This is a genomic window from Helcobacillus massiliensis (assembly GCF_014191425.1).
Taxonomy (GTDB): Bacteria; Actinomycetota; Actinomycetes; order Actinomycetales; family Dermabacteraceae; genus Helcobacillus; species Helcobacillus massiliensis.
In genome coordinates this window covers 16,519-31,490 of the sequence record NZ_JACHWP010000001.1, presented here as the reverse complement: position 1 = coordinate 31,490, position 14,972 = coordinate 16,519, and the positions used below count along the sequence as shown (strand labels likewise).

Below are 14,972 nucleotides of genomic sequence, written 5' to 3'. Positions count from 1 at the left end.
CTCGGTCCGGCCGGCCGAGTCAGGGCGGCGCGGACCACTAGCTCCTGTGGGTGCTCATTGGTGAGTACTCATCGGATTTCCATTGGTGTTCTACCCGCTTCCAAAGGTGGTTCGGTTCCTTGCGAAGGGTTCACTCGGGCGCGCAGCTGCGCTTCGAGTCCGGTGATGTCCACCCGGCCCTTGAAGGCCCGGCTGAAACCACCGCGCTTGAGCGCCGCGGCGATGCACTGCTGGTCCGGATGGATCCACGCGCCCCGTCCGGGGGCGGTGCGGGTCTCATCGAGGCGGACCGCAGGCGGCTCCCCCTCAGCGGAGGGGCCGCGCACAACGCGCACGAGCTGATCTCGGATGTCCTGGGTGCGACATCCGACGCAGGTGCGGATCGGCCGATTCGATGCCTCATCGGTCATTGAATTCCGCTCCGTTCCCACGTCCAGCCTGTCCAGTCTACCCGAGTGGCCCCGGGAACGGGGTGCGGTGAGCGCCCGGGTGAGGGATCACACCCGCACCCGGCCGCCCCCGCGGGGTGCGCGTTGGCCGAGGTCAGGCGCCCAGGTCGCCCTCATCCTCGGGGCCGACGGAGGCCTCCGGAGCGATGGTCTCGGCGGGATCCGTCGGCTCCCCCGCAGCGCCGCCGGCGCGCTCAGCGGCCAGCTGCTCCTCGGTGCGGATGTCGATCCGCCAGCCGGTGAGCTTCGCGGCGAGGCGGGCGTTCTGCCCGGCCTTGCCGATCGCGAGCGACAGCTGCCCCTCTGACACGACCGCGAGCACCTGCTTCGCGGCCTCATCGGTGACGACCACGCTGCTGACGCGGGCCGGGGAGAGGGCGTTGCCGACGAACACCGCCGGGTCCTCATCGAACTCGACGATGTCGATCTTCTCGCCCTCGAGCTCCGCCATCACGGAGCGGACGCGCTGACCCATCGGTCCGATCGCGGCGCCCTTCGGATTCACACCGTCCACATCGGAGGACACGGCGATCTTCGTGCGGTGCCCGGCTTCGCGGGCGAGGGCGCGGATCTCCACAGTGCCGTCGCCGATCTCGGGCACCTCCAGTTCGAAGAGGCGGCGCACCAGGTTCGGGTGGGTGCGGCTCAGCGTGATGGCGGGGCCCTTCGCGCCGCGGCGGATGTCCGAGACGTAGGCGCGGATCCGCTTGCCGTGCGGATAGTGCTCGCCCGGCACCTGCTCGTGCGGGGGCAGGATGCCCTCCACGGTCTGCAGGTCCACGTACACCAGGCGCGGGTCGCGCCCCTGCTGGATCACACCGGAGACGATCTCCTCGGCGCGGCCGGCGAAGTCGCCGAGCACGGCCTCGTCCTCGAGCTCGCGGATGCGCTGCAGGATCACCTGACGGGCGGTGGCGGCGGCCACTCGACCGAAGCCCTCGGGGGTGTCGTCCCACTCTTCGATGATCTCGCCGGTCTGGTCGCGGTCCTCAGCGATGACCGTCACGGCGCCGGAGGACTCGTCGATCTCGATGCGGGCGTTCGGCGCCGGGTGCGGGGTGTGCTGGTAGGCCACCTGGAGGGCCTGTGCGATTGCGTCCAGCAGAACGGGCATGGGGATTTCGCGTTCGCGCTCCAGAGCGCGCAGTGCTCCCAGATCGATGTCCATGGTGGCCTCCTCAGGCGGTGCGGATGGATGGTGGCGGTGTGCTCAGCGGAATTCGAGCTGGATCTCGGCGGTCTCGACCTCGGTGATCGGCACGCGGTGCTCACCGGGCTTCAGCTTCTCGGCGGCGGGGGCCGCCGCTCCCTTCTTCTTCCGCTTCGGGTCGTGCGGCGGCTTCTGCACGTCGAGGACGAGCTCGTCGTCGACCACGTCGGTGAGGCGGCCGTAGAAGGTGCGTCCGTCGGTGAGGGAGCCGGAGAGCAGGCGGCTGCGGGAGCGCTTGAAGGCGCGCACGCTGTCCAGGGGGCGGAACACGCCGGGGGTGGTGACGTCGAGCGTCGAGGGGACGTCGCCGATGAGGCTGAGGTCGTCGTCCAGCAGCTGCGAGATCTCTTCGGAGACGTCGGTGACGGTGTCGAGGTCGGCGCTGCCGATCTCGTCCTCCGGCAGGTCCACGGTGACGACCAGGCGGACCGTGCCGCCGACGCGCTGCGCGAGGACGGATTCGCAGACGAGGCCGTGCCTGTGGATGATCGGAGTGAACGCGTCCATGAGGACTGAATCGTCCGGCTTCGGTGGAATGGCCACGGGGTCCGCGTCCTCCTCGTATTCGTCTGACAATCCCCGCACTGCGTGAGTGCAGGAGCTCGACACTACTCTATTACTGTTGAAGGGCGCCCGCCCCAGCCGGGGCCCAGTGGCGCACCCCTCCCCCGCACCGCCGACCCGGACAAGGACCACCACCGATGAGCGCTGCCACGCCCTCCCCCGGCCCCATCAGCCGACGGATGCTGGCCCTGCGAGCACTCACCCTCACCGGGGCCGTCGCCGCCGGCGTCACGCTCAGCGGCTGCGCCAACGGCGCCCGCCTGCGCCTGGGGCAGCCCGCCCAGTACACCCCGCCGCCTCCGGGCATCGACGAACAGTACCGCACCGACATCCTCACCGCGCTCGTCACCGCCGCCCCCGTCACCGACTCCTTCGCCGCCGCGGCCACGGGCGATGCCCAGAAGCTCAGCGCGCTCATCGCCGCAGCGATGCAGGACCAGCAGCGGGCGTTCGCCACGGCAGCGGAACTGGAGGACGGCACCTACCCGTCGGCCGCCTCCCCCGCCGATGCCGCAGCGGGCGCCGCCGAGGTGGCCGAGCAGCTGCGCGCCCTGCGCGACCTCATGCTGGAGGCCACCGTGCAGGTCTCCGCATCACTCGCGCGCATCACCGCATCCGCGGGCGTGTTCTCGATCTGGGCGCTGAGCCGTCTCGCCGCCGTCACCGGAGATTCGGCGCTCGCGCCCCCGGCACCGCCCTCCGCCGCCGACCTCGCGCCGACGCGTCCGGTCCCCACCGAGGACCCCGCCTACATCGACCCGCAGGACGGGCTCGCCCAGCTGATGCAGGACGCGCAGCGCGACGAATGGTTCGGCGCGTACGCCCTTGAAGTGGTGGCAGCGCGCGCGCCGAAGGACCAGCGCGCAGCCCACGCGAAGCGCGCCGCCGTCCACCGGAGCCGCGCCGAGTCGTACACACCGGCGATCACCGCGCTGAAGGCGGAGCCGGCCCGCCGCGAAGCCGCCTACCCGCTAACCGCCGAGCAGCGGACCGATGAGGGCCTGGCCGCGCTCGCGCAGGAGATCTCCACGACCTCGATCGCCCACGCGGTGCGGCTCAGCTCCGCCGCCACGTTCGATCAGCGCGCCGCGTTCATCGCCGCGTGGGCGGAGGAGACACCGGTGTTCGCGCAGCGGGCCGCCTCGGTCGACTCCCTGCCGTGGCTGGAGGAGCCGGCCGAGGGCTGATGCCCGCCGCGCGGGGCCGCCTGCTGGGGGGGGGGCTCAGCCCTCGCGCACCTGCTGCAGGACGCGGGCGACCACCTCGTCCGGGGACACCTCGTCGATGCTGCCGCTGGCGCGGTCGCGCACCTCCACAACGCCGTCCGCGAGGGACCGTCCGATCACCACGGAGGTGGGGATGCCGAGCAGTTCGGAGTCCTTGAACTTCACACCCGGGGACACCTTCGGGCGGTCGTCGAACAGAACGTCCAGGCCCTCCGCTTCGAGGGCGGCGACGATCTCCTCCGCCTTCTCGAACACCTCGGTGCCCTTGCCGGTTGCGAGCACGTGCACGTCCATCGGGGCGATGCTGCGCGGCCAGGCGAGGCCCTTCTCGTCGTGGTGCTTCTCGGCGATGGCGGCGACCGCGCGGGTCACACCGATGCCGTAGGAGCCCATCGTGACGGTCTTCTGCTTGCCGTTCTGGTCCAGCACCTGCAGGTCGAGCGCTTCGGCGTACTTGCGGCCCAGTTCGAAGATGTGCCCCATCTCCATGCCGCGGGTGAGGCGCAGCGGGCCGGAGCCGTCCGGCGCCTGGTCGCCGTCGCGGACCTCTGCTGCTTCGATGAACCCGTCGGCCTGGAAGTCGCGGCCGGCGACCAGTCCGATGGTGTGCTCGTCCGCGCTGTTCGCCCCGGCGACCCACACGGTGCCGGCCTGAACGCGCGGATCCACCAGCACGCGGATCCCGTTGGCGCCGGCGTCGGTGTCGAGGCCGAAGCCGACGGGACCGATGTAGCCCTTCGCGAACTGCGGATGCCTGGTGAAGTCGTCCTCGGTGAAGGGACGGAACTCGCGCGGTGCGAGCGCCACTTCGAGGCGCTTCTCATCGGCCTCGCGATCACCGGGGATCATCACCAGCAGCGGCTCCTCCGCCCCATCGGCGTCGATGGTGATGTAGGCGAGCGCCTTGAGGGTGTCGCTCTTCTCCCAGGCGCGGCCGTCCTCGCGGGGCTGCGCCTCGTTGAGGTGGTCCACGAGGGAGGCGATGGTGGAGGCCCCCGGGGTGCGGGCGGTGCGGGCGGCGGGCAGCTCGGCGATCTGCTCCGCGGTCAGCGGCTCCGGCGCGACCGTGGTGACGGCCTCGACGTTCGCGGCGTAGCCGCCGTCGGACATCACCAGGGTGTCCTCACCGATCTCAGTGGGGTGGAGGAACTCCTCCGACTGGGAGCCGCCCATCGCACCCGCATCCGCCTTCGCGATCACGACCTCCAGGCCGAGGCGCTCGAACACCCGCTTGTACGCCTCGCGCATCTGCGCGTAGGAGCGGTGCAGGCCCTCGTCGTCGATGTCGAACGAGTAGGCGTCCTTCATCACGAATTCGCGCACCCGCAGCAGGCCGGCGCGGGGACGCAGCTCGTCGCGGTACTTGTGCTGGATCTGGTACAGCGACAGCGGCAGGTCCTTGTAGGAGCTGCAGAGGTCCTTCACCGCGAGGGTGAACATCTCCTCGTGCGTGGGAGCGAGCAGCATGTCCGCGCCCTTGCGGTCCTGCAGGCGGAACAGGTTGTCGCCGTACTCGGCCCAGCGATCGGTCGCTTCGTAGGGTTCGCGGGGCAGCAGGCCCGGGAACAGGAGCTCCTGGCTGCCGGCGGCGTCCATCTCTTCGCGGACGATCTGCTCGACTTTGCGCAGCACCTTCAGCCCCAGCGGAAGCCACGTGTAGATGCCCGGCGCTGCGCGGCGGATGTAGCCCGCTCGGACGAGGAGCTGGTGGCTGGCGACCTCGGCATCGGCCGGGTTGTCGCGCAGTGTGCGCAGGAACGCCGTGGACATTCGGAGCATCTGTTGAGCCTCCTGGGCGAAGATGGATGGTCGGTGCGGCCAGTGTATCGGGCTCCTGAGAGCCCCCGCACACGCCATCCGCCGCCCGCTGCTCCCCTGCCCGACGAGGTTCGCCCACCATGCCCACCGCCCAGTCCGTCGACGACACCCCGCCCATCGCCCCGATGAGCGCGAAGGCCGCCCTGGTCAGCGCTCTCGCGGCCGACGGCACCGCGGAGAACGAGGCGATGCGCACCGTGCGGCGCCGGCTCGGCGAAGTGCTGCTGCCGTACCACTTCGGTCTGCGGGAGATGCTCACGAAGGTGCAGATCCTCAACGAGGAGATGACCGCCCGCGGCGAGCACAACCCGATCGAGCACATCAAGCACCGGGTGAAGAGCATCGACTCGATCCTCGACAAGATGATCCGCACCGACTGCGCCCACACCCTGGAGGGCCTGCGCGACGGCGTGCGGGACATCGCGGGCCTGCGCATCACCTGCATCTACACCGAGGACTGCTACCGGATGGCGCAGCTGCTGTCCTCCCAGCCCGATGTGACCGTGGTGGAGGAGAAGGACTACATCGCAGAGCCGAAGGAATCGGGCTACCGCTCCCTCCACCTCATCGTGGAGGTGCCGGTGTTCCTGTCCACCGGGACGGTGCACGTGCCGGTGGAGATCCAGATCCGCACCATCGCGATGGACTTCTGGTCCAGTGTGGAGCATGAGCTCGCGTACAAGTTCTCCGGTCAGCTGCCGCAGCATCTGCGGGACGAGCTGCGGCAGATCGCGCAGTCCTCCCGTGACCTGGATGCGCAGATGACCCAGATCCGCGCCGACGCCCACCGTGCGCAGAACCCGAGCGACTCGGTCTAGAACAGCAGGGAGGCGAACTCCCCCACCTGCCGGAACCCCGCCTGCGTGTAGGCGCGGCGGGCTGCGCTGTTGAAGTCGTTGACGTACAGCGTCACCTGCGGGGTGCTGTGCTGCAGCTGGAACAGCTGCACGGCCCGCGCCATCGCCGCTGAGCCGAGGCCCTTCCCCCGTTCAGCGGGGGCGGTCCACACCCCGTGGATCTGCGCGACGGGACCGAAGATGGCCCCCACATCCGCTTTGAAGACGATGTCGTCGCCGCGGCGCACCACCGCGGTGCGGCGCTCGGCGATCAGCTGCTCGACCCGGTCCCGGTAGGAGCGGCCGCCGTCCCATGCGGTGGGGTCGGTGCCGACCTCCTCCTTGAACATCGCGACGGCGGCGGGGAACACGAGGTCCGCTTCCTCGGGGCGGGCGAAGCGCAGTTCGTCGGACGGGGCGACGCTGGGCCGCTGGTCGGCGAGCATCATCAGCTGCGTCCACCGGAACTCCCGCGGCCGGCCCAGGGAGGACCGCACCAGGGGCCACAGCCGCGCCACGTCCCGGCTCGGCCCCACCACGCTCGCGTATTCGCGGCGGGCCCGACGCGCCCTCTCCGCCAGCAGTTCGAGGTCCCCCTGGGACACCTCCCCCATGACGGACAGGCTGATGCCGTGCCACAGCAGCGCGGTCAGGTCACCGCGGTGGAAGAGTCCGGAGAACTCACGGGACAGCATGCGGGTGCCGGTGATGTCGACGAGTCGACTGCCGGCGAGGGCGTTGTCGATCGGGTCCTGTTCCAGCAGGGCGATCGCGGCGGGTGCGGTGGCCGTGGTGAGCGGCCGCACGGCGGAGGTCTGCCGACGGAACAGGTCGACGACCGATCGGTCGATGGAGCGGCTGATGAGGACCCCCGGGTGCTCGGGTCCTCAGGCGCCGACGGAGACGTCGGGCGTGCCCGACGGGGCGTCCATCTCCGCGGCGATGCGCTTCGCCTCTTCGAGGAGGACCGGCACGATCTCCGCCTCGGGGACGGTCTTGATGACCTTGCCCTTGACGAAGATCTGCCCCTTGCCGTTGCCGGAGGCCACGCCGAGGTCCGCTTCGCGGGCCTCACCGGGACCGTTGACCACGCAGCCCATGACGGCGACGCGCAGCGGTGCCTCCAGGCCCTTGAGGCCTTCGGTGACCTCGTCGGCGAGGGTGTAGACGTCCACCTGGGCACGGCCGCAGGAGGGGCAGGAGACGATGTCGAGCTTGCGGGGCTTCAGGTTGAGCGACTCGAGGATCTGGTTGCCCACCTTCACCTCCTCCACCGGCGGGGCCGACAGGGACACGCGGATGGTGTCGCCGATGCCCTCACCGAGCAGGATGCCGAACGCGACGGACGACTTGATGGTGCCCTGGAACGCGGGGCCGGCCTCGGTGACGCCGAGGTGCAGCGGCCAGTCGCCCTCTGCGGACAGCTGACGGTACGCGTCCACCATGATGACGGGGTCGTTGTGCTTCACGGAGATGGCGAAGTCGTGGAAGCCGTGCTCCTCGAACAGGGACGCCTCCCACTTCGCGGATGCGACGAGCGCTTCGGGGGTGACGCGGTCGCCCTTCATCATGCGCGGGTCGATGGAGCCGGCATTGACGCCGATGCGCAGCGCGGTGCCGTGGTCACTGGCGGCCTTCGCGATCTCCTTGACCTGGTCGTCGAAGCGGCGGATGTTGCCGGGGTTGACGCGCACACCGGCGCAGCCGGCTTCGATCGCGGCGAACACGTACTTCGGCTGGAAGTGGATGTCGGCGATGACGGGGATCTGTGCCTTCGCGGCGATGGCGGGCAGGGCGTCCGCGTCCTCCTGGCGGGGGCACGCCACGCGCACGATGTCGCAGCCGGCGGCGGTGAGCTCGGCGATCTGCTGCAGGGTCGCGTTGATGTCGTGCGTGGGGGTGGTGGTCATCGACTGCACGGTGACGGGTGCGTCGCCGCCCACGTGGATGTCGCCGAGTCGCACCTTCCGCGTGGGCCTGCGCGGGGAGATGACGGGGGTCTCTCGGACGGACGGAATGCCAAGGTTCACAGACGGAGTACTCACGTCGTCATTATCGCGCAGACCGCCTGGAGAGTCAGCTCAGGGCCCGAACATTCGGATGGGCTTCACGATATCCGCATACAGCAGCAGCACGCTCATGCCGATGAACGCGAGCGCGACCACATTCGTCACCGGCAGCATGCGCGACATGTCCACCGGTCCCGGGTCGGGGCGGCCCCGCAGTCGCGCCGCCTGCCGCCGAGCTCCTTCGATGAGGGCGCCGAGCACGTGCCCGCCGTCCAGCGGCATCAGTGGGATCAGGTTGAACACGAACAGCGCCATGTTCAGCGACGCCAGCATCGAGATGAGGGTGAAGGCGCGCTCCTTCGCCTCGAACCCGGGGGCGTCGGCCGAGACGACCTCACCGGCGAGGCGGGACACGCCCACCACACCAAGGGGGCCGTTGGGGTCGCGGGGCTGGTCGGAGAACACGGTGACGCCGATGTCCCACAGCCGCATCGGCAGGGTCAGCACCACCTTCGCGGTGCCGGCGAAGGTGTCCCACACCATGCCGGGCAGGGAGGTGATGGGCTGGCGCACCATCGCCTGGGTGCCGGAGACGCCGAGGAAACCGGCCTTCTCGGTGCGGGGCGCGCCGTCCTCACCGATGATGGGGCGCCCGTCGGCGTCCAGCGACACCACGTCGTTGGACAGGGGCGTGACGGTGAGCGTCATCGGCGCGCCGTCGCGCACGAGCTCCACTTCGATCTCCTGGTCGGGGTGGGCGCGGACGATCCGGGAGAGGTCCTGGAAGTCGCCGACGGGTTCGCCGGCGATGGCGGTGATCTCGTCCCCGGGGCGAATGCCGGCGGCCGCGGCGGGCGCTGGCGGCATGCCCGCGCAGTCGGCGTCGGGCGGCGCGGTGGCGGGCACCACGCACTGCGACACGGACTTCACCTCGGCGGTGGTGGTGGGCAGGCCGAAGCCGATCAGCAGCACGGCGAGGAGCAGCACGCTGAGCACAAGGTTCATGAACGGCCCGCCGAGCATGACGGCGAGCTTCTTCGGCACGCTGAGGTTGACGAAGGTGCGGTGCTGCTCCTCGGGGCTGTACTGGGAGGACTCCCATTCCTTGGCCTCGTCGGACATCTGCTGAAAAAAGCCGGTGGAGTCCTCGCGGATGGTGCCGGGGGCGTCCCCCTTGTGCGGCGGGTACATGCCGATCATGCGGATGTAGCCGCCCAGCGGGATCGCTTTGATGCCGTATTCGGTTTCGCCGCGGCGGCGCGACCAGACGGTGGGGCCGAACCCGATCATGTACTGCGTGACCCGCACCCCGAACCTCTTCGCGGGCACGAGGTGGCCGATTTCGTGCAGGGCGATGGAGACGGCGAGCCCGATGCCGATGAGGAGGATGCCGAGCGCGTACAGCAGGGCGCTCATCGGCTGGCGGCTTCGGTCTGATCGATCAGCTCGTGCGCCCGGGTCCGCGCCCATGTCTCGGCGGCCTGCACGTCCTCCACGCCGGTGGGGTCTGTGCGGGGCGAGGCGGGGTCGTCGAGGACGTCCCGGATGAGGTCGACGATCTGCAGGAAGCCGATGCGGCCCTCGTGGAAGGCATCGACGAACTCTTCGTTGGCGGCGTTGAACTGCGCCATGCGGGTGCCGCCGTCGCGGTGCGCCGCGCGGGCGATGCGGATCGCGGGGAACGTGTCCTCGTCCAGCGGTTCGAACGTCCAGGACTGCGCGGTGGTGAAGTCGAGCTCGGTGGCGAGGCCTTCGAGCCGGTCGGGGTGGGCGAGGGCCCAGCCGATGGCGAGCCGCATGTCCGGCGGGGAGGCCTGCGCGATGGTGGATCCGTCGGTCGCAGTCACCATGGAGTGGACGATGGACTGGGGGTGCACCACGGTGTCCACGCGGTCCTCGGGGAGGTCGAACAGCCAGCATGCTTCGATGACTTCGAGGGCCTTGTTGACGAGGGTGGCGGAGTTGGTGGTGATGACGCGGCCCATGTCCCAGGTGGGGTGGGCGAGGGCGTCGGCGGGGGTGACGTCCCCGAGCTCGGCGCGGGTGCGGCCGCGGAAGGGTCCGCCGGAGGCGGTGATGACGAGCCGGCGGATGTGCTCGGGCCGCATCCCGGCGAGGCATTCGGCGATGGCGGTGTGTTCGGAGTCCACGGGCAGCAGCTGCCCGTCGGCGGCGCGCTCGCGCACGAGGGACCCGCCGGCGATGAGGGTCTCCTTGTTGGCGAGGGCGAGCCGGGCGCCGGAGTCGAGGGCGGCGAGGGAGGGTGCGAGGCCGACGGATCCCGTCATCGCGTTGAGCACGACGTCGTCGCTGCCGAGGTCGCCGGCGGCGTCGATGACGGCGCCGGGGCCGGCGGTGAACTCCAGGGCCGACGGGTCCTCCCCCAGCTCGTGCAGTGCCCGCTGCACGTCGTCGACGCGGGCGTCATCGGCGACGGCGACGGTGCGCGGCTGCAGGCGGGCGATCTGCTCGGCGAGCAGCTGCGGCCTCGACCCGGTCGCGGCGAGGGCGTGCACCCGCGCCAGGTCCGGGTAGCGGGTGATGACGTCCACGGCCTGGGTGCCGATGGAGCCGGTGGAGCCGAGGATCGTGAGGCGGGCGCTGGTCACGGGACGGACGCCATGAGGCGGGCGACGTGGTCGAGGTAGACGTCGACGACGGCTTCGGAGTACCCGTCGGCGCCCTTGCGGCGGCGGAACGCGGCGCGGCGCACATCGTCGACGCTCATGGGATGGCTCTCGGTGAAGTAGGCGAGCAGCTGGTCGCAGAGGGCGTCGACGTCGGCGCGGTCGTAGGAGGGCTCACCGGCGGGGCCGGGGGCGAAGCGCTCACCGGCGGGGCGGCGCAGGCGCTCCTCGAGGACGTCGGCGCGCTCCAGCAGACCGGCGATCCAGGCGTCCTCGCCGTGGGCGTCGATCGATTCGTCGCGCTTCTTCAGCGCGAACGCGTCGGCGAGGCGGTCGAGGGCTTCGTCGACGATGCCCATGTTGTAGCCGCCGCGCTCAGCGGCGAAGTCGACCGTGGCGATGGTGTCGGGGTCGAAGTCGCCGGTGCCGGTCTCGTAGGCGGCGCGGGCGCGCTCCAGGAAGTCGTCGACTTCGCGGATGCTGTAACCCTGGCTGAACCGCCCGACCTTCTCGAATGACGTGCTCACTTAGGTCCTCTCCTTCGGCTGCTCGGACACTGTAGCGGACGCGACCTGCTCCACCCGGGCGACGCGGGCTTCGCGGTCCTCTCGGCGGGAGTCGGATTCGACGACGGTGGCGGCGAGCTGGCCGCAGGCGCCGTCGATGTCGCTGCCGCGGGTGTCGCGGACGGTGGTGGAGATGCCGTGGCTGCGCAGCGTCTCCACGAACCGCTTCGCGACCTGGGGGTCGGAGGCGGTCCATTTGGATCCCGGCACCGGGTTCAGCGGGATCGGGTTGACGTGGATCCAGCCGGCGCCGCCCTTGTCGATGAGGCGGCGGGCGAGCAGTTCGGCGCGCTCCGCCTGGTCGTTGATGTCGCGGATGAGCGCGTATTCGATGGAGACGCGGCGGCCGGTCGCCTGGAAGTACTCGTAGGCGGCGGAGAGGATGTCGTCGACGTCGAACCGCTGGTTGATGGGGACGAGTTCGTTGCGCAGCTCGTCGTCCGGGGCGTGCAGGGACACGGCGAGGGTCACGGGGATCTCTTCGCGCACCAGCTTGCGGACCGCGGCGGCGAGGCCGACGGTGGACACCGTGATGTTGCGGGCGCTCATGCCGAAGCCCTCGGGCGCGGGCGCGTTGAGGCGCTTGCAGACGGTGGCGACGGGCCGGTAGTTCGCCAGCGGCTCCCCCATGCCCATGAACACGATGTTCGAGACGCGGCCGGGCCCGCCGGGGATCTCCCCGTCGGCGAGCATGCGGTTGGCGATGCGGACCTGTTCGAGGATCTCCGCGGCGGAGAGATTGCGGGTGAGGCCGAGCTGGCCGGTGGCGCAGAACGGGCAGTTCATGCCGCAGCCCGCTTCGGAGGAGATGCAGAGGGTGACGCGGTTGGAGTAGCGCATCAGCACGGACTCGACCATGGAGCCGTCGAACAGCTTCCAGAGGAACTTCTGGGTGGCGCCGTGGTCCGCGGCCTGCTGGCTGACCTTGGTCAGCAGCGTCGGGAAGAAGTGCTCTGCGAGCTCCTCCCGGCGGTCCTTCGGCAGGTCGGTCATCCGTTCCGGGTCGGTGGTGTAGTGCTCGAAGTAGTGGGTGGACAGCTGCTTGGCGCGGAACGCCGGCAGACCCAGTTCCTTCACCGCGTCCTGCCGTTCGGCGAGGGTGAGGTCCGCGAGATGCGCAGGCGGTTTGCCGCGGCGGGTGGGGCGCAGCTGCAGCTGGCCGGGGGCGAGCATGACCTTCTCGCCCTTCACGACCTCGCGGGAGAGGTCCTTGGGGACGGCGAGGCCGCTGCCGGTGGGGCGCGCTCCGGTGCCGGGCGCTGCGTCAGTGCGGGGGTTCGCAGGACGGTCGGGGGTGTCAGCCATTCACGGCCTCCAGGATCCACAGCAGGATGAACAGGGTCGGGACGGCGAGCAGGATCGAGTCGAGACGGTCCATGATGCCGCCGTGGCCGGGCAGGAGGTCGCCCATGTCCTTGATGCCGAGGTCGCGCTTCAGCAGGGACTCGGTGAGGTCGCCGATGGTGGAGATCACCACGATGAGGGCGCCGAAGACGCCGCCGAAGAGGGCGCCGAGCTCCTCAGGCAGCAGCAGTGCCCCCACAGCGGTGCCGCCGGCGACGCCGAAGAGGAGGGAGCCGGCCATGCCCTCCCAGGTCTTCTTCGGGCTGATGGTCGGCGCCATCGGGTGGCGGCCGAACAGGACACCGGCGATGTAGCCGCCGGTGTCGGAGGCGATGGGGATCAGCAGGGCGAGCATCAGCTTGTGGCTGGCGCTCGGCTGCTGGGCGAGCAGGAGGGTGAAGCTGCCGAGGAACGGCACCCAGATGAGGGTGAAGATCCCCGCCACCACGTCCCGGATCGCCATCAGCCCGGTCGCCTCCACGGCGCGCCACAGGATCAGGACGACAGCGCCAGCGGCGGTGGAGATCAGCATGCCGTCGGCCCCGTACACGGTGGTGCACACGACGATGCCGACGGCCGCCACCAGCAGCGGCGCCGCGGGGACCCGCAGGTTGGCGCTGCCGAGCGCGTGGGACACCTCGAGGGTGGCCAGCACCGCCGCGATCGCGACGAGGGCGGGCAGCAGCGCCGGCACCAGGTAGAACACGCCCAGCAGGATGGCGCAGAGCACCACGCCCACGCCGATGGCGGCGGGCAGATTCCGTCCGGCGCTGCGCTTGCGGCGCGCCGACGGGGCCGGGGCAGCCGGGGCTGCGGGCGCTGTGGTCACGGGCGGGTGGCTCCTCGAAGCAGACGGTGCCGCCGCGCACGGGGCGCGGCGGCGGGACGGATCAGACGGTGAGGAGCTCCTGCTCCTTGGCCTCGAGGGCCTGGTCGACGATCTCGGAGTACTTCTTGGTGAGTGCGTCGAGCTCCTTCTCGCCGCGCACGCCTTCGTCCTCGCCGATCTCCTTGTCCTTGACGAGCTGCTCCATGGCCTTCTTCGCGTTGCCGCGGGTGCCGCGGATGGCGATGCGGCCGTCCTCGGCCTTGGTGCGGGCCAGCTTCGTGTACTCCTTGCGGCGCTCCTCGGTGAGGGCGGGCAGGACCACGCGCAGGTTGTCGCCGTTGTTGGTGGGGTTCACGCCGAGGTCGGAGTCGCGCAGGGCGGTCTCCACATTGCTCATCGCGCCCTTGTCGTACGGGGTGACGATGATGGTGCGGGCCTCGGGGAACTGGAGGGAGGCGAGCTGGTTCAGCGGGGTGGGAGCGCCGTAGTAGTCCACGGTGATGCCTTCGAACATCGCCGAGCTGGCGCGACCGGTGCGGATGGTGGAGAACTCGTCGCGGGTGACCTCGACGGACTTCTTCATCCGCTCTTCGGCGTCCTTGAGGATTGCGGGGATTCCTTCGCTCATGATGCGTTCCTTCTGTGTTGGGGTGGTCGATGCGGGTCTCAGGCGCCGGTGACGACGGTGCCGATGCGTTCGCCGTTCATCGCGCGGGTGATGGCGCCGGGAGTGTCGAGGCCGAACACCATCATCTGCTGCTTGTTGTCCATGCAGAGGCTGAAGGCGGTGGCGTCCACGACCCGCAGGCCGCGCTGCAGGGCGTCCTCGTAGGTGAGGTGGTCCAGGCGCTCCGCGGTGGGGTCCTTCTTCGGGTCCGCGGTGTAGACGCCGTCCACGCCGTTCTTCGCCATCAGGACCTCTTCGCAGCCGATCTCCAGTGCGCGCTGCACAGCGACCGTGTCGGTGGAGAAGTACGGCATGCCGGCGCCGGCGCCGAAGATGACCACGCGGCCCTTCTCGAGGTGGCGCACGGCCCGCAGCGGCAGGTACGGCTCCGCGACCTGGCCCATGGTGATAGCGGTCTGCACGCGGGTGGAGGTGCCGGCCTGCTCCAGGAAGTCCTGGAGTGCGAGGCAGTTCATGACGGTGCCGAGCATGCCCATGTAGTCGGCGCGGCGGCGGTCCATGCCGCGCTGGGACAGTTCGGCACCGCGGAAGAAGTTGCCGCCGCCCACGACGATCGCGCATTCCACACCGGAGGCGACCGCTTCGGAGATCTCGCGGGCGATGCGGGAGACCACGTCCGGGTCCACGCCGACCCTGCCACCGCCGAAGGCCTCACCGGACAGTTTGAGCAGGACGCGACGCCTGCCCTCCTGGGCCCGGATGACGGGCATGGTCGAGGTGATCGGATCGGGGTCCTGGCTCATGTCTGTCCTTCCGCTGTCGCCACGGGACGGCCCGGCGGGGCATGCCGACGGGCGCTGCGGTCA

15 protein-coding genes are annotated in these 14,972 nt (G+C 70.4%); 2 read left to right on the top strand and 13 right to left on the bottom strand.

From position 1 onward, the window contains the following. Positions 1 to 68: 68 nt before the first annotated feature. The 3 genes from FHX50_RS00175 to FHX50_RS00165 form a co-directional block, all read right to left on the bottom strand. Positions 69 to 410 carry a YlxR family protein gene (locus tag FHX50_RS00175; RefSeq protein WP_183373469.1) on the bottom strand — a complete coding sequence of 114 codons (342 nt, stop codon included), beginning with the start codon at positions 408 to 410 and terminating at the stop codon, positions 69 to 71. 133 nt (positions 411 to 543) lie between these two features. Beyond that, on the bottom strand, positions 544 to 1,617 hold the full coding sequence (nusA, locus tag FHX50_RS00170; RefSeq protein WP_183373468.1) for a transcription termination factor NusA: 1,074 nt from the start codon (positions 1,615 to 1,617) through the stop codon (positions 544 to 546). 42 nt (positions 1,618 to 1,659) lie between these two features. Then, positions 1,660 to 2,202 carry an LSm family protein gene (locus tag FHX50_RS00165; protein ID WP_183373467.1) on the bottom strand — a complete coding sequence of 181 codons (543 nt, stop codon included), beginning with the start codon at positions 2,200 to 2,202 and terminating at the stop codon, positions 1,660 to 1,662. A gap of 158 nt (positions 2,203 to 2,360) precedes the next feature. Between FHX50_RS00165 and FHX50_RS00160 the strand changes: the two genes are divergently transcribed. Further along, complete coding sequence (locus FHX50_RS00160; protein ID WP_183373466.1) at positions 2,361 to 3,410, top strand: DUF4439 domain-containing protein; 1,050 nt, start codon at positions 2,361 to 2,363, stop codon at positions 3,408 to 3,410. 36 nt (positions 3,411 to 3,446) lie between these two features. Here FHX50_RS00160 and FHX50_RS00155 read toward each other — a convergent pair whose 3' ends face one another. Next, complete coding sequence (locus FHX50_RS00155) at positions 3,447 to 5,228, bottom strand: proline--tRNA ligase (protein ID WP_183373465.1); 1,782 nt, start codon at positions 5,226 to 5,228, stop codon at positions 3,447 to 3,449. Positions 5,229 to 5,347: 119 nt separating this feature from the next. On the opposite strand from FHX50_RS00155, the gene FHX50_RS00150 reads away from it, so the two are divergent. Further along, a complete protein-coding gene (locus FHX50_RS00150; protein ID WP_183373464.1) occupies positions 5,348 to 6,085 on the top strand; it encodes a GTP pyrophosphokinase in 738 nt (245 codons plus the stop codon). On the opposite strand, the gene FHX50_RS00145 is transcribed toward FHX50_RS00150, so the two are convergent. The 9 genes from FHX50_RS00145 to pyrH form a co-directional block, all read right to left on the bottom strand. Continuing rightward, a complete protein-coding gene (locus FHX50_RS00145; RefSeq protein WP_239376314.1) occupies positions 6,082 to 6,909 on the bottom strand; it encodes a GNAT family N-acetyltransferase in 828 nt (275 codons plus the stop codon). The two genes, FHX50_RS00150 and FHX50_RS00145, sit on opposite strands and share 4 nt — an antisense overlap. Positions 6,910 to 6,990: 81 nt before the next feature. Continuing rightward, positions 6,991 to 8,148, bottom strand: a complete 1,158-nt coding sequence (gene ispG / locus FHX50_RS00140; RefSeq protein WP_183373463.1) for a flavodoxin-dependent (E)-4-hydroxy-3-methylbut-2-enyl-diphosphate synthase — start codon at positions 8,146 to 8,148, stop codon at positions 6,991 to 6,993. 36 nt (positions 8,149 to 8,184) lie between these two features. Next, positions 8,185 to 9,528 carry a M50 family metallopeptidase gene (locus FHX50_RS00135; RefSeq protein ID WP_183373462.1) on the bottom strand — a complete coding sequence of 448 codons (1,344 nt, stop codon included), beginning with the start codon at positions 9,526 to 9,528 and terminating at the stop codon, positions 8,185 to 8,187. After that, entirely contained in the window at positions 9,525 to 10,721 is a 1,197-nt protein-coding gene (gene dxr / locus FHX50_RS00130) for a 1-deoxy-D-xylulose-5-phosphate reductoisomerase (protein ID WP_183373461.1), read from the bottom strand. Before dxr ends, FHX50_RS00135 begins: the two co-directional genes overlap by 4 nt. After that, on the bottom strand, positions 10,718 to 11,266 hold the full coding sequence (locus tag FHX50_RS00125; protein ID WP_183373460.1) for a hypothetical protein: 549 nt from the start codon (positions 11,264 to 11,266) through the stop codon (positions 10,718 to 10,720). Before FHX50_RS00125 ends, dxr begins: the two co-directional genes overlap by 4 nt. Continuing rightward, complete coding sequence (gene rlmN / locus FHX50_RS00120; RefSeq protein WP_239376344.1) at positions 11,267 to 12,478, bottom strand: dual-specificity RNA methyltransferase RlmN; 1,212 nt, start codon at positions 12,476 to 12,478, stop codon at positions 11,267 to 11,269. 124 nt (positions 12,479 to 12,602) lie between these two features. Next, complete coding sequence (locus tag FHX50_RS00115; RefSeq protein WP_183373458.1) at positions 12,603 to 13,478, bottom strand: phosphatidate cytidylyltransferase; 876 nt, start codon at positions 13,476 to 13,478, stop codon at positions 12,603 to 12,605. Positions 13,479 to 13,539: 61 nt separating this feature from the next. Next, positions 13,540 to 14,106, bottom strand: coding sequence for a ribosome recycling factor (frr, locus tag FHX50_RS00110; protein ID WP_183373457.1), 567 nt, complete (start codon positions 14,104 to 14,106; stop codon positions 13,540 to 13,542). 38 nt (positions 14,107 to 14,144) lie between these two features. Further along, positions 14,145 to 14,909 (bottom strand): UMP kinase, encoded by a 765-nt coding sequence (gene pyrH, locus FHX50_RS00105; RefSeq protein ID WP_183373456.1) that lies wholly within the window; start codon positions 14,907 to 14,909, stop codon positions 14,145 to 14,147. Positions 14,910 to 14,972 lie beyond the last annotated feature (63 nt).

What these genes read in the sequence shown, in the direction of transcription:
- nusA (WP_183373468.1), bottom strand. Translation starts at nt 1,617, where the DNA reads ATGGACATCGATCTGGGAGCACTGCGCGCTCTGGAGCGCGAACGCGAA.
- FHX50_RS00150 (WP_183373464.1), top strand. Translation starts at nt 5,348, where the DNA reads ATGCCCACCGCCCAGTCCGTCGACGACACCCCGCCCATCGCCCCGATG.
- FHX50_RS00160 (WP_183373466.1), top strand. Translation starts at nt 2,361, where the DNA reads ATGAGCGCTGCCACGCCCTCCCCCGGCCCCATCAGCCGACGGATGCTG.
- FHX50_RS00135 (WP_183373462.1), bottom strand. Translation starts at nt 9,528, where the DNA reads ATGAGCGCCCTGCTGTACGCGCTCGGCATCCTCCTCATCGGCATCGGG.
- rlmN (WP_239376344.1), bottom strand. Translation starts at nt 12,478, where the DNA reads ATGCTCGCCCCCGGCCAGCTGCAGCTGCGCCCCACCCGCCGCGGCAAA.
- pyrH (WP_183373456.1), bottom strand. Translation starts at nt 14,909, where the DNA reads ATGAGCCAGGACCCCGATCCGATCACCTCGACCATGCCCGTCATCCGG.
- FHX50_RS00155 (WP_183373465.1), bottom strand. Translation starts at nt 5,228, where the DNA reads ATGCTCCGAATGTCCACGGCGTTCCTGCGCACACTGCGCGACAACCCG.
- FHX50_RS00175 (WP_183373469.1), bottom strand. Translation starts at nt 410, where the DNA reads ATGACCGATGAGGCATCGAATCGGCCGATCCGCACCTGCGTCGGATGT.
- frr (WP_183373457.1), bottom strand. Translation starts at nt 14,106, where the DNA reads ATGAGCGAAGGAATCCCCGCAATCCTCAAGGACGCCGAAGAGCGGATG.